At 32.0% G+C, this 15,135-nt stretch carries 8 protein-coding genes and 1 other annotated feature; of the genes, 6 read left to right on the forward strand and 2 right to left on the reverse strand.

Annotated elements, in window-relative coordinates; all coding sequences use genetic code 11:
- The first annotated feature begins 214 nt into the window (after positions 1-214).
- Positions 215-4,495, forward strand: a complete 4,281-nt coding sequence (locus tag KPL51_RS09895; protein ID WP_216160316.1) for a 2-hydroxyacyl-CoA dehydratase — start codon at positions 215-217, stop codon at positions 4,493-4,495.
- 998 nt (positions 4,496-5,493) lie between these two features.
- Here the strand turns inward: KPL51_RS09895 and KPL51_RS09900 are convergent.
- Entirely contained in the window at positions 5,494-6,516 is a 1,023-nt protein-coding gene (locus tag KPL51_RS09900) for an ABC transporter substrate-binding protein (protein WP_216160319.1), read from the reverse strand.
- A 200-nt stretch (positions 6,517-6,716) separates the two neighbouring features.
- Positions 6,717-6,957, forward strand: a binding site (T-box leader).
- A 73-nt stretch (positions 6,958-7,030) separates the two neighbouring features.
- On the opposite strand from KPL51_RS09900, the gene KPL51_RS09905 reads away from it, so the two are divergent.
- From KPL51_RS09905 to KPL51_RS09915, 3 genes are all read left to right on the forward strand, one after another.
- Positions 7,031-9,673 (forward strand): valine--tRNA ligase, encoded by a 2,643-nt coding sequence (locus tag KPL51_RS09905; protein WP_216160322.1) that lies wholly within the window; start codon positions 7,031-7,033, stop codon positions 9,671-9,673.
- A gap of 187 nt (positions 9,674-9,860) precedes the next feature.
- Positions 9,861-11,213 (forward strand): bifunctional folylpolyglutamate synthase/dihydrofolate synthase, encoded by a 1,353-nt coding sequence (locus KPL51_RS09910; RefSeq protein WP_216160523.1) that lies wholly within the window; start codon positions 9,861-9,863, stop codon positions 11,211-11,213.
- Positions 11,214-11,459: 246 nt separating this feature from the next.
- Positions 11,460-12,341 carry a YncE family protein gene (locus tag KPL51_RS09915; protein WP_216160325.1) on the forward strand — a complete coding sequence of 294 codons (882 nt, stop codon included), beginning with the start codon at positions 11,460-11,462 and terminating at the stop codon, positions 12,339-12,341.
- Positions 12,342-12,382: 41 nt separating this feature from the next.
- Here KPL51_RS09915 and KPL51_RS09920 read toward each other — a convergent pair whose 3' ends face one another.
- Positions 12,383-12,910 (reverse strand): DUF4364 family protein, encoded by a 528-nt coding sequence (locus tag KPL51_RS09920; RefSeq protein WP_216160328.1) that lies wholly within the window; start codon positions 12,908-12,910, stop codon positions 12,383-12,385.
- Between the two features lie 236 nt (positions 12,911-13,146).
- On the opposite strand from KPL51_RS09920, the gene pdaB reads away from it, so the two are divergent.
- Together pdaB and KPL51_RS09930 are read left to right on the forward strand one after the other, a co-directional pair.
- Positions 13,147-13,896 carry a polysaccharide deacetylase family sporulation protein PdaB gene (pdaB, locus tag KPL51_RS09925; RefSeq protein ID WP_216160331.1) on the forward strand — a complete coding sequence of 250 codons (750 nt, stop codon included), beginning with the start codon at positions 13,147-13,149 and terminating at the stop codon, positions 13,894-13,896.
- 225 nt (positions 13,897-14,121) lie between these two features.
- On the forward strand, positions 14,122-14,814 hold the full coding sequence (locus KPL51_RS09930; protein ID WP_216160334.1) for a single-stranded DNA-binding protein: 693 nt from the start codon (positions 14,122-14,124) through the stop codon (positions 14,812-14,814).
- The last annotated feature ends 321 nt before the right edge of the window (positions 14,815-15,135 follow it).

The raw sequence follows: 15,135 nt of genomic DNA on the forward strand, positions 1-15,135 counted from the left end.
TAGAAATTATAATATGGGGGTTGTTAGTGCAGAGAATAAATTTGGTTTTTAAAGAATAGATATAACTATATAGGAATAATTAGTCTATTCACTCAAATATTAAATAATTTGAAAAAATATGAAGATTGAATTCAACTGCATAAACAGATATAATTAAATATTAGGTTTAAAAAATAAGAATAAATCCAAACTTGCGGGGAAAGAGAAGATAATTATGAAAAAAATATTACATGTTGGGTTAGATGTAGGATCGACTACTGTTAAGATAGTAGTACTAAATCAGCAAGAAAAAATAATATATAGTAAATATCAGAGGCATTTTTCTGATATAAAAAGTACAATAGCTGAGCTTTTAACTGAGGCTTATAGTAATTTCAAAGAATGCAATATTACTATAATGGTAACGGGTTCTGGTGGACTAGCTCTATCTAAATGGCTCAATATTGAATTTATTCAAGAAGTAGTAGCTAGCACTTATGCTATAGAAAATATTATTCCAAGAACTGATGTAGCAATAGAGCTAGGTGGAGAAGATGCAAAAATCATATATTTTGATGGAGGAATAGATCAAAGAATGAATGGTACTTGTGCTGGAGGTACTGGTGCATTTATCGATCAGATGGCATCACTTCTTCAAACAGATGCCACAGGGCTTAATGAACTTGCAAAGGCTCATAAAACTATATATCCAATTGCAGCTAGATGTGGAGTATTTGCAAAAACAGACATTCAACCCTTATTAAATGAAGGTGCAGCAAAAGAAGATATAGCTGTATCAGTTTTTCAGGCAGTAGTTAATCAAACTATTAGTGGACTTGCTTGTGGCAAACCAATTAAGGGGAATGTTGCATTTTTAGGTGGACCGTTATTTTTCTTGTCTGAACTACGACAAAGGTTCATTTCAACATTGAAATTAACAGGGGATGAAATTATTTTTCCGGAGAATTCTCAGCTGTTTGTTGCGCTAGGTGCAGCTATGGCATCAAAGGATAAACACATTATTACCTTTGAAGAATTAAACAAGCAACTTCCAAAGTTAAAGCAAGTATCTAATCAGGAAGTCCAAAGACTTAGGCCCTTATTTTTAGATGAAGAGGAGCTACAAGTTTTTAACAAGAGGCAGAGTCAATATAAGGTAGCAAGAAGAGAATTAAAAGATTACAAGGGAAATTGTTTCTTGGGTATAGATGCTGGGTCTACTACTACTAAGGCTACACTTATAGATGAGGATGGAGCGCTTTTATATTCTTATTATGGAAGTAATGAAGGTAATCCACTAACTATGGTTAGAAAAATATTAAAGAATATATACACTGTTTTACCAGTTGGTACGATTATTAAAAATTCAGCAGTAACAGGTTATGGTGAAGGATTAATAATGGCAGCTTTAAAAGTAGACATTGGAGAAATTGAAACTATAGCCCATTACAAGGCAGCAGAATTCTTTCTACCAGGAGCAGATTTTATATTAGATATTGGTGGACAAGATATGAAATGTTTAAAAATAAAAGATGGTGTCATAGATAGTATAATGCTAAATGAAGCGTGTTCCTCTGGGTGTGGGTCTTTTATAGAAACTTTTGCTAATTCTTTAAATATGGAAGTAGAGGATTTTGCAGATGTAGCTCTTAGTTCTAAAAGCCCAGTAGACCTTGGTTCAAGATGTACTGTATTTATGAATTCAAGAGTTAAGCAAGTTCAAAAGGAAGGTGCATCAGTAGGGGACATATCAGCAGGACTTTCTTATTCTGTAATTAAAAATGCACTGCTAAAGGTTATTAAAATAAGAGATCCCAAAGACATGGGCAAAAAGATAATTGTTCAAGGCGGAACCTTTTATAATGATGCAGTACTTAGGGCTTTTGAACTTATTTCTGGTAGAGAAGCAGTTAGACCAGACATTGCAGGTTTAATGGGCGCTTTTGGCGCAGCGCTTATCGCAAAAGAAAGAAATGAAGAGTGCAAAGTTTCTACATTATTAACACTAGAGCAACTGGATAGTTTTGTTGTAGAAACTTCCATGGGCAGATGCAAGCAATGCGCTAATCAATGCGTTCTTACTATTAATAAATTTGATAATGAAAGAAAATTTATATCTGGCAACCGTTGTGAAAAAGCACTAGGACTTAGCCATAAAAAAGAAGAAATACCAAATGTTTATGACTACAAATATAAAAGAATATTTAACTATATTCCACTAAAGAAGGAAGATGCAATTAGAGGGGTAATAGGTATTCCAAGAGTGCTTAACATATATGAGAATTATCCATTTTGGTTTACATTCTTTACTACTTTAGGTTTTAGGGTAGAATTGTCCCAAAGATCGTCTAAACAGATATATGAAATGGGAATAGATACAATACCCTCAGAATCTGCTTGTTACCCAGCTAAAATAGCACATGGGCATATAATGAGTCTTATTAATAAGGGAATAGACACTATATTTTATCCTTGTATTCCCTATGAAAAAAAAGAGCAAGCGGGAGCAGACGATCATTATAACTGTCCTATAGTAACTTCTTATCCTGAGGTAATTAAAAATAATATGGATATTTTGAAAGAAAGAAATATTGTTTTTCTAAGTCCGTTTATATCTTTAGACAATAATAAAAAATTGATTGTGAGATTAGCTTATGAGTTTGCTAGTTTTGGTATTGATAAAAGCGAAATAACCTCAGCAGTTAAAAAAGCATGGGATGAAACTGATAAGGTAAAATTAGATATTCAAAATAAAGGTGAAGAAGTAATAGAATATATTAGGCGCACTGGGAAAAAGGGAATAGTTTTAGCTGGGAGACCTTATCATATTGACCCAGAAATTAATCATGGCATACCAAGTGTTATAACGGATTTTGATATGCCTGTACTAACAGAGGATTCCGTAGCTCATTTAGGTGTTGTTGAAAGACCGCTAAGAGTGGTAGATCAATGGGTTTATCATTCTAGATTATATGCAGCAGCTAGTTTTGTAGCAAAACAGCCCAATATTGAGCTTATTCAGCTGAATTCTTTTGGGTGTGGACTTGATGCAGTTACTTCAGACCAAGTTCAGGAGATTTTAAGTAATAATGGAAAGATATATACAACACTAAAAATAGATGAAGGAAATAATTTGGGGGCAGCGAGAATTAGAATTAGGTCTTTAAAGGCTGCACTTAATGAAAGAGATAAAAATGGAACTTTACCCAAAAAAACTGAGGAGATCCATAGTAGGATTATTTTCACAAAAGAGATGAGGAAGAAACACACCATTTTATCTCCACAAATGTCTCCAATACATTTTCAATTTATACAGGAAGCTTTTAACTGCTCAGGGTACAATTTAGAGATTTTACCTTCAGTGGATACTCAGGCTGTAGAAGAAGGCTTAAAATATGTAAACAATGATGCTTGTTACCCAACAATAATTGTGGTAGGACAAATAATTGCTGCGCTAAAATCAGGTAAATATGATATAGATAATATCTCTGTTATAATTTCTCAAACGGGTGGTGGTTGTAGAGCTACAAATTATATTGGATTTCTTAGGAAGGCCCTTAAGGAAGCTGGATTTCCAAATGTTCCAGTTGTATCCTTAAATGCTGCTGGCCTTGAGTCAAATCCAGGGTTTAAATTCACACATTCATTGGTTAAGAAATCAATAATGTCTTTGGTGTACGGAGATTTACTTATGAGGGTACTTTATAAGGTTAGACCATATGAGAGGATACTGGGCTCGGCTAATTTGCTTTATGAAAAGTGGGTAAAAACTTGTAAAGAGTCAGTAATAAAGGGTAGTAGCAAAGAGTTTAAATATAATGTTTCTGCTATAGTGTCTGATTTTGATAATTTAGAACTTAAAAATGTTTCAAAGCCTCAGATAGGTCTAGTAGGAGAGATTTTAGTTAAGTTTCACCCTACAGCTAACAATAACATTATAAATGTTATTGAGAGTGAAGGCGGAGAGGCAGTGATGCCTGATTTAATTGATTTTTTCTTATACTGCGCTTTTGATGCCAACTTTAAATATGAATATTTGGGTAAGAGTAAGAAAGATCAAATATTAAGTAATATAGTAATTCGTTATATAGAAAGTTTTAGAAAACACATGAAGTCAGTGCTTAATAATAGTAAAAGATTTCATGCACCAAAAACTGTACGGGAATTAGCAGCGGGTGCATCCCCTATTTTATCATTAGGTAATCAAACTGGTGAAGGATGGTTTTTGACTGGTGAAATGGTTGAACTTATTGAAAGTGGTACAAAAAATATAGTGTGTATGCAGCCTTTTGCTTGTCTTCCTAATCACGTTACAGGTAAGGGAATGATTAAAGAATTAAAGAGAAGGTATCCTGGTGCAAATATAACTGCTATAGATTATGACCCAGGTGCTAGTGAAGTCAATCAAATTAATAGAATAAAACTTATGATGGCTGTTGCATTGAAAAATCTTAATAGTGAGGTAGAGGTTCAAGATGCACACGCAGAAGTAGCTAGTGATAAAAAAATAGATTAAAACAGAAATTACATTGAAAGATTTTTCTTAGATTATGCTTTAACGAAAAGTATAGTGCTGGAATGCTCTCGCTTCGCTAAGTAATTCTAAACTAATTTTATTGGAAGATACTAAAAAGTGCAAACTCGCATACGCTCAAACATGCACTTTTCTTAACGCATCTTCCACTAAAATTAGTTAAGAATTACTAAAGCTTGTTCGAATGCATTCTGCGCAATATATACTTTTGTTAGCATAATCCAAGAAAAATACATAGGTTTAACGACATTTCAGCAGGAAAGTCTCCCACGTCTATAAGTGGGAGTTACATACCCTAACAAGTAAGAAAACTTTAGGGGGTGATATAAATCTCCTTCTAAAGTCGTTAATATTGCAGCTCCGCAGGAGATGATTTAATGTTTATTGACGTATTAGTGCAAGTCACTGGGTGGAAATTTCATACTTTATTCTAAGTAGCCCTATGGGAATGTATTGGTAGGGTTAAGAGGGAGTTATATTTAGAAATTTAAAGCAGACCTCCGGGCATTGTGGGGGAGGGAGAGAACGACATAATAACTGTAAATTGTTATGGTTCCTAGGATGTTTACGGAAGTTGTCATTGCAGGGGAAATGAATGTAAATGTGTATAAGTAAAATATAATTATGAAGGTTCGGCATTTAGGAGTGTGAAAGATAGTATATAATGAGTCTGTTAACGAATTATATACTCCGTACAATAGGGGTTAAGATAAAAAAGTATGAAAATTATCCGTAGTGAATTGCAATAAGATGCGAATAAACATTGAAATTACATTTAGTAATTCTTCTTTTGCGAATATAAAATTTTCGTGAGCCTGCCAGGAAGGCGAATGCATAACAATTAATAATTGTTATGTCCCCCAGAGAACTACCCAGAGGAGAGCGACAGAGAATTTTATATTTGCAAAAGATTAGAACTTTTTAATGAAATTTATCGTTTCGAGCTCATATTGCAAGGCACGCAGGAAAATTTTCATACTTTATTTTAAATCTTTTACTGCCTTTTCACCAAAGGTATTGTTTACAATTTTATCAAAGGCAGGCCTTTGTGGGATTAAATCTGCTTTGTAAGATTGAATTATATCCATGAGCTTAGTTAAATCTTCTGATTTTAGTATTGGGTCTTGTGAAAAAGCATTTATATTTCTATAGTTTTTAATGGATCCAATAAGCGCCGTCTCATCTGCACCAGGGAAGAAAGACTTAATTGAAGTAATTACTTGCTCATCAGAATGACTATTTACCCATTTTTGACCTTTGTAAATGGCTCTTGTCATCTTTTCTATTATTACTGGATTTTTTTCTATATAGGATCTTGTTGCGAAAAAGCAGGTATAAGGCATAGTTCCAGCAGATGCACCGATGGAAGCTACAATATGTCCGGAATTATCTTTTTTGAGCATACTAGCAGTGGGTTCAAAAAGTGAAACATAATCACCAGTGCCACCTTTGAAAGCTCCAGCAGTAGCTGTGAAAGCAAGGTTAGTAATAAGTTTTATATCAGTATTGGGGTTAATTCCATGATTTTTTAAAACATATTCTAGAGCCATTTCGGGTACTCCACCAGGTCTTCCACCGATTATAGTTTTTCCCTTTAAGGATTCCCAGTTAAAATTTGTTTCATCATTTCTAGATACTAAAAAAGCCCCATCCTTTTGTGTTAATTGTGCAAAAATAACAGGATAGTCTTCCCGTTTCTGATTATAGATGTAAATAATTTGCTCTGGTCCGCAAAAACCTATATCTACAGCCTTGCTTAAAACTTGTTGCATGGTTTTGTCTGCGCCTTGTCCTGTTGATAAGTCAATTTCAATACCTTCTTCTTTAAAGAAACCTTCTGAAATAGCTGCATACATAGGTGCATAGAAAATAGATCGAACTACTTCATTTAATTTTATTTTTACTAAACTGTCATTATTGGCTTTTTTACAACCAGAAAATAAAGTGGTTATTAAGACAAGAGATAATGTTAGGGCAAAAATCGAACTTTTTTTTAATTTCATAGATACCTCCATATTATAAAGTTGTTATGTTTATATAATATGAAAGATTATTGAGTTGTGACATTGTAAATTTAAATTGTAAATTAAAAAATAAAGTATTATAAAATAAAAAATCATATATTGTAAATTTAAAAATCAAATATATTGACAAATAAATAATAAGAGGTATAATTAAAAATAAATGAAAATTTCATAAATATTAAAAAGCTTAGATGAAGAGGAGTAAAGGTAAATAATATTAAGAGAGGAAGATCCATAGGTTGTAAGGTCTTCTATATGAAAAACCTTGAAGGTAGCTTCGGAGCTTCTTTGTTGAACATAATTATGTGAATTTGTTATATAATAATTAGTAGACAAAGACGGTTATCTTAATCGTTAAATTATCAAGAGCCTGTAGATTTGCAGGAAAAAAGGTGGTACCGCGAGTTCTTCGTCCTTTTATAGACGAAGGCTCTTTTTGTTTTTTTGTAAATTAAAAAACATTAGATATGATATAAATGAGGAGGAATTAATTATGGAAGAAAATAATAATATTGCAAAGAATTATGACCCGAAAGATTTTGAAGAAAGACTTTATGCTTGGTGGGAAGAAAAAGGATACTTTACTCCAGATATGGATAAAAATAAAAAACCATTTACAATTATGATGCCACCACCAAATATTACAGGAAAATTACATTTAGGTCATGCGCTTGATAATACACTTCAAGATATTTTAATTAGAACTAAAAGAATGCAGGGATATAGCACATTGTGGCTTCCAGGAGAAGACCATGCTAGTATTGCAACAGAAGTAAAGGTAGAAAATGAACTTTTAAAGAAGGGGCTTGTGAAGAAAGAGATGGGAAGAGAAGCCTTCCTTGAAAAAGTTTGGGAGTGGACTGGTGAATATAGAGAAAAAATAAGAGGCCAATTAAAGAAAATGGGTTGTTCTGCTGACTTTACAAGGGAAAGTTTTACTATGGACGAAAACTTAAACCATGCAGTAAGAGAGGTTTTCGTTAAATTATATAAGGACGGACTTATTTATAAGGGAAATAGGATAACAAACTGGTGCCCTAAATGTATGACAGCAATTTCTGATGCAGAAATTGTATTTGAAGAACAAGCAGGTCACTTTTGGCATATAAAATATCCAGTAGCAGGCAGTGACGAATTCTTAGAAATAGCTACCACAAGACCGGAAACTATGCTTGGAGATACAGCAGTAGCAGTAAACCCTAAGGATTCACGTTATTCACATTTAGTAGGAAAAACATTGATTTTGCCACTAGTAAATAGAGAAATACCAATAGTTGCAGACGATTACGTTGATTTAGATTTTGGAACAGGAGCAGTTAAAATCACTCCAGCACATGATCCTAATGACTTCCAAATAGGTAAGAGACATAATCTGCCTGAAATAGTGGTTTTAAATGAAAATGCTACTATATGTGAAGGATATGGAAAATATTCAGGTCTTGACAGATATGAGGCAAGAAAGCTTATTGTAGAAGATTTAGATAAACAAGGACTACTAGTTAAAATAAAAGACCATGCTCATAATGTAGGCACTCATGATAGATGTTCTACTACTGTAGAGCCACTGTTATCCAAACAATGGTATGTTAAGATGGAATCACTTGCAAAGCCAGCTATAGATGCTGTACGAGAAAAGAAAACTAAGTTTGTTCCAGAAAAATTTGAAAAGACATACTTTAATTGGATGGAAAACATTCAAGATTGGTGTATATCAAGACAATTATGGTGGGGACATAGAATTCCAGTATGGTACTGCAAGGATTGTGGAGAAATAATTGTTGCATCAACAGAACCTACAAATTGTACTAAATGTGCTAGTGTAAATCTGCAGCAGGATAAAGATGTGCTTGATACTTGGTTTAGCTCAGCGCTGTGGCCTTTCTCAACACTTGGTTGGCCGAGTAGTACAGAGGATTTAAAATACTTTTATCCAACAAGTGTTTTAATAACCGGATACGATATTATATTCTTCTGGGTTGCAAGAATGATTTTTTCAGGACTTTATAACCTAGGGGAAGTACCTTTTGAAACTGTATTAATGCATGGAATGGTTAGAGATGATAAGGGAAGAAAAATGTCTAAGTCACTCGGAAATGGTACAGACCCACTTGAGGTAATAGAAAAGTACGGTGCAGATGCTCTGAGATTCTCACTTGCTACAGGAAATGCACCGGGCAGCGATATGAGATTCTATGAATCAAGAGTAGAGGCAGCGAGAAATTTTGCAAATAAAATTTGGAATGCTTCTAGGTTTGTTATGATGAATGTGAATGAGGATTTAATGGCACAATACAAAGATAATAAAAACTATACTATTGCAGATAAGTGGATATTATCAAGAATGAACACTGTAGTATACGAAGTTACAGAAAATATTGAGAAGTTTGAAATAGGTATAGCTCTTCAAAAGACTCATGATTTCATGTGGACAGAATTCTGTGATTGGTATATTGAACTTGTTAAGCCAGTATTGTATGCAGAAGATGGTGAGGCAAAAGGTATAGTATTAAATGTATTAAATAGGGTGCTCAAAACTGGACTTAAATTGCTCCATCCTGTTATGCCATTTATAACAGAAGAAATTTATATTCATTTAGATAACGAGTACGAATCTATAACCATTGCTAAATGGCCAGAGTATGAAGATTATATTAAAGATGAAAAAGCTGAAGAGTGCATGAACTATATTATAGAAGCAATAAAGGATGTAAGAAATGCTAGGGCAGATATGGATGTACCACCTTCAAGAAAAGCGAAAGTATTTATATATGCTACAGAAGGAAAGGCTGCATTTGAAGAAGGAATGGTGTATTTTCAAAAATTAGCATCTGCAAGTGAAGTAGTATTTTTAGATTCTAAAGACGAGGCTCCAGAGAATGTAGTTACTGTAGTAACTAAAGGTGCGCAGGTTTATATGCCACTACTTGATCTTGTAGACTTAGAGAAAGAATTAGAAAGATTGAATAAAGAAAAAGAAAAGCTAGAAAAAGAAATAGATAGAGTAGATAAAAAGCTTAGCAATGAAAAGTTTACAGCTAAGGCACCACTCGAGGTAGTTGAAGAAGAAAAGGCCAAGGGTGAAAAGTACAAAGAAATGTATAAATCAGTAATTGAAAGCATAGAAAATTTAAAATAAGGTTTAGTCAAAATCCTCCTATGTTTAAATAACATAGGAGGATTTTTAATTAAAATAAAAATATAAAATTAAAAGGTTGTTAACTGTCCATAAGATGGTATAGAATTTAAGAGAAAGTCAAAAGGTTGAAGCATAGAAGAGGATGATGTATGAAATGTCACTACCTAGTTTGAAAGGAATGATAAATATGAATTATGATGAGGCTATATCGTATATAAAAGACACAGCAAAGTTTGGTAGCAAACTTGGGCTTGAGAGAACCCGAAAAATATTAGAACTTTTAGGAGACCCACATAAAAAGTTAAAGTGTATACATATTGCAGGAACAAATGGGAAAGGTTCTACTACAGCTATGATAACAAATGTACTGGTGGAGGCTGGATATAAGGTGGGCTCATATATATCACCATTTATTGAAGAGTTTGAGGAACGAATTCAAATAAACAACAAAAATATTTCTAAAGCAGATTTAAGCAATATTATAACAGAGGTTTCCAAAGCAGTGGATAAGGTAGTGGAATTAGGGTATAGTAACCCAACAGAATTTGAAATTATAACTTGTGCAGGTTTTTTGTATTTTTATAAAAATGGTGTAGATTTTGCAGTGGTGGAAGTAGGTTTAGGAGGAAGGCTTGATTCAACAAATGTAATTATACCAATTTTAAGCGTCATTACATCTATTAGCTTGGATCATACTCTAATACTTGGAGATACAATCAAAAAAATTGCTTATGAAAAAGCAGGTATTATTAAGGAAGGAATCCCTGTAGTTATGTTCCCCCAAGAAAAACAAAGTGAGGAAGTAATAGAAAGTACATGCCGAGCAAGAAAATGTAAATTAATAAAAGTAACAAAGAATTCATCTCTATATTTAGGAAAGGAAAATTTAAATCAGGTTGCAATAACTTCATTGGAAGATGCAACATATAATAATATTACTACTATAACTCAAAAGATGAAAGTTAAAACTCCAAATGATAATTATATTATTGACTTGGCACTCCTAGGTAAACATCAATTACTAAACTGCTCTGTGGCGGTTCATGCTATAGAAGAACTTATAGAACAAGGTGTTAGAATTAGCAAACAAAACATTTTAAATGGTCTCCAAAACGTTAAGTGGCCAGCACGCCTTGAGGTAATGAATGAAAAACCTTTAGTTGTTATAGATGGAGCACATAATATAGACGGCATAAGAAGCCTTACTGAAAGTATTGACATGTATTTTAATTATAGCAAAATTGTATTAATATTAGGAATACTTGCAGATAAGCAGGTTGAAGAGATGATAAAAACAATAGTTCCAAAGGTAGGTAGAGTTATTACTGTTACTCCACATAGTGATAGAGCAGAACTTTCAGAAAAATTAAAAGTTCAAGTAGAAAAATATACTACTAACTGTGAGTCGATTGAAAATTATGGTGAGGCATATAAAAAGGCTTTGAGTTACTGTAAGCAAGATGATTTATTATTAGTGTGTGGTTCACTATACATGGTGGGAGATATGAGAAGAATAATACGAAATATGAAGAGTCATTAATAATTTTTAATTAAATAAAAAGGGAGCTGCGCCAAAGTAGAAATTAATTTCTATTTTGGCGCAGCTCCCTTTTTTAGAAATTGCCCTCCATCCTCTGTGATTTTAATAACCACAGAAGTTGTTATATACTATTGTTGATCACTATTTCAAGAAGAAGTGAAGCAAAATCAAATAATTTATTTTCATGAAAACAGTGTTAGCAGATTATTACTATTTTCATATTATGGTTATGAGGAGGTGGGGGATTTGAGAAAGTTATATGTGTGTAGTACTTCATCAGATAGCATATCAAAAGTTAATTTGGATTTCTTTGTAGAAGAAGAAAAAATATATTTGGATGAAAAAAATCTCAAAAGAATTGGTCCTCATGGTATATATGCTTATGAAAATAAAATTTTAACAGCTAATGGTTTTGACAATAGTATTTCTATGGTTAATATTGACAATTATGAAACTGAAAGTCATTTTATAGGTATGCACTGTAATGATTTATCAGTTTATGATAATAAAGCTTATGTTATTTGTGGAGATTGTGATGATATAATAGTTTTTGATTTACAGAAAAAACACATTGTGGAGGCGATTCCTTGTGGTAATTTACCGCATAGTATTTATATTTGTAAAAATAAGAACCTTATTATAGTAGCAAATATGAATAGTGATAGTATATCAATAATAGATTGTGCTCCAAATGGAAGTATTAAAAATATTAGGGTGGGTGCGTATCCTACTAAAGCAGTAATTACATCGGATGGGAACTATATTTTAGTTTGCGAAAGCAATATAGGTATGGATAGCAAGGGAAGTATAAGCATCATTTCGTTAAAAAATTACAATGTTTTGTATAAAATACCTGTTGGTAATTCACCTGTGGATATGTATTGTAATGAAAGATATTGCTATATATCAAATTTTGGAGAAGGTACAGTGAGTATATTAGACATAAATAATTATAGAGAAATAAAAAAAATTAAAGTTGGTGGTATGCCTAGAGGAATAATAGAAGATGAAAGATATTTATATGTTGGGGATAATTATAACAATTTACTTTTAAGAATTGATAAAATTACTGAAAATAAAAAAGCCATTTCTATTGGCAAAGAACCCACAGGAATGACATTTTTATAGTGCTCAATCATTTATCAGAAGGCTAATCCTTCATAAGAAGGCTAATCCTTCATAAGAAGGTTAATTATCTTAGTATAATATTCAGAAGGATTTTCTCTCCATTTACTGCATAATTCCCGTGCTTGCTTGTTAGAAGCAACACTAAGCTTTATATCTATAAGTGTAAATGTATCTTCAGAGGCAGTAAGGCTTACTAAGTAGTTGTTATTGTTTTCTATAGTGTAATCAGCACTAATTCTAAGTTCTTTTTTGATGTTTTCTAGATGGATTTTCAAGTAATCATCTATAAGCTGTATCTTAGTTTCGGAAATTCTTCCTTTAAATAAAGAGAGAACATTGTCACCCTTTTGTGTTATGACTAATCTATGTTTACCCTTTTGCTCAGTAGGCTTAAGAAGGTTAGATGCTATAAGTTCTGACATATATTGTTGCAAAGTAAAATAATTTATAAAATTATTTTCTAAAATAATTTGTGTTATTTGAATATTGGAAATAGGGAGTTTTATTTTATAAAATATATAGAGTAAAAGAAGCTTATTTTCAGCTAAGTCTAAAGCATCTTCAAACATACCGCACCCTCCTTGTAGTCAGCTTAGTAAAAACAATTATGAATTGTTTTATTTCATGTGAAATTAACTATAAACATTATAACATAAAAAGCATCGAAATGAATCGGTGCTTTTAATTTTTAAAGGTTTTATACATATATTTCGGCTTTTAGAATATAAATTTAAAGAATAAATGTATAAGAAAATAAAAGGTTATTAATAATATTCGTCTATACGTTATTTAAGGAGGGGCTAGGATGGGTTACATAAAAAAGAAGCTAATAATATCTTGTGCTATTTTTCTTGGAATTTTAACTATGTTAGGGGGGTATAATTTAAAAACTAAGGGTGTGTTTTTGGGAGAAGAACGCAAATTACCGATATATTCTGTAGATACTAAAGAGAAAAAGATTGCACTATCCTTTGATGCAAGTTGGGGGGATGATAAAACAGATGATATATTAAAAATATTAGATAAGTACAATGTTAAAGCAACATTTTTTGTAGTAGGAGCGTGGATAGATAAGTATCCTGACAAATTGAAGACCATTTACGAAAAAGGTCATGAGATAGGAAATCATTCTAATAAGCATCCTATAATGACTACGATATCTAAAGAGAAAATGATAAATGAAATAGCGATTACGGATGCTAAAATAATGTCTATAACAAGGCAAGCAACAACACTTTTTAGATGTCCATCTGGAGAGTATAATAATTTAGTAATTGAAACTGTAGAAGCCACTAACCATTACTGTATTCAATGGGATGCAGATAGTATTGATTGGAAGGCACAAGGGGCCGAAATTGAGCTGGATAGAATAATAAAAAAAACTAAGCCCGGGTCCATACTATTATTTCATAATGAGGCGAAATATACCCCTGAGAATTTGCCGAAAATATTGGAATATCTAAAAGGTGAGGGGTACGAATTTGTGAAAATATCGGACCTTATATATAAAAATAATTATTATATTAATGGACAAGGAAAACAAATAAAAAAATAAAAATAAAATGTGTTGAAATCTAGTAAGGATTTGTATTATAATGGAAACACCAAATAGTTATAATTTTGACAAAATATATATGAGATAGGTTCGAATGAATAAGGGGGTATTTATTTGAATGTCATAAACAAAATTATATTAATATTAGGTATATTACATTAAAAAACTGAATACTTATATTCTAAGGAAATTTTATTAAAAAAACTAAGGGAAAGAGGGGTTATGATGGATAATGTTATGTTAAATAACAAGATTTATTTAGAAGGAAAGGTAGTAACTGAACTAAAATTTAGTCATGAAATGTATGGGGAAGGGTTTTATGTATTTGATTTTGAGGTTTGGAGACTCAGTGAAACAACAGATATTTTAACTATAACAATTTCTGAAAGATTAATCGCAGGTATGAGTATTCACGTAGGAAATGAGTTTATAGTTGAAGGCCAACTTAGATCTTACAATAAATTTGTTGATGGATCTAATAGATTAATCTTAACAGTCTTTGCTAGGGATATTAAAATTTGTGAAGAACGAAGTAAAAATCCAAACCAAATATTTTTAGATGGATATATTTGCAAAAGTCCAGTTTATAGGACCACACCTTTTGGACGAGAGATTGCCGATATGCTTCTAGCAGTTAACAGATTGTATAATAAATCTGATTATATACCTACAATTGCCTGGGGAAGAAATTCTAGGTTTTGCAAAAGTCTTGAAGTAGGAGATAATATAAGGATTTGGGGAAGACTTCAGAGTAGAGAATATCAAAAAAAATTATCTGAAGATGAAGTTATAAGAAAAGTGGCATATGAAGTTTCTATATCAAAAATGGAAAAGGTTAATAAAGATGGTGAGAACATAGTAGAATCAGATACGATAATTGATGAAGAGCAAGATTTTGAAGCTCTAGACGTTATCTAATATAAATATAAATTTCAACTGTGGACTTTAGTCCATTGAAAACATTGTGAAAAATTCATTAAATTGATTTCAGATTCAACTTTCACTTTTAGCTGGTTGAAAGGGAATCTTATTAAGGAAAATTCATTTGAACAAGTTTTTTACGGCAAAAAAGAGCAAGTATTACGTAAAATGCATATGAATAAGCTTTAGTAATTCAAGCTAATTTTAATGAAAAATGCGTTAAGAAAAGTGCATGTTTGAGCGCTAGCGCGAGTTTGCACTTTTTAGCATTTCTCATTAAAATTAGATTAGAATTACTCAGCGATGTGAATTGCATTT

The organism is Clostridium bowmanii (assembly GCF_018861315.1).
GTDB classification, from domain to species: Bacteria; Bacillota; Clostridia; order Clostridiales; family Clostridiaceae; genus Clostridium_AD; species Clostridium_AD bowmanii.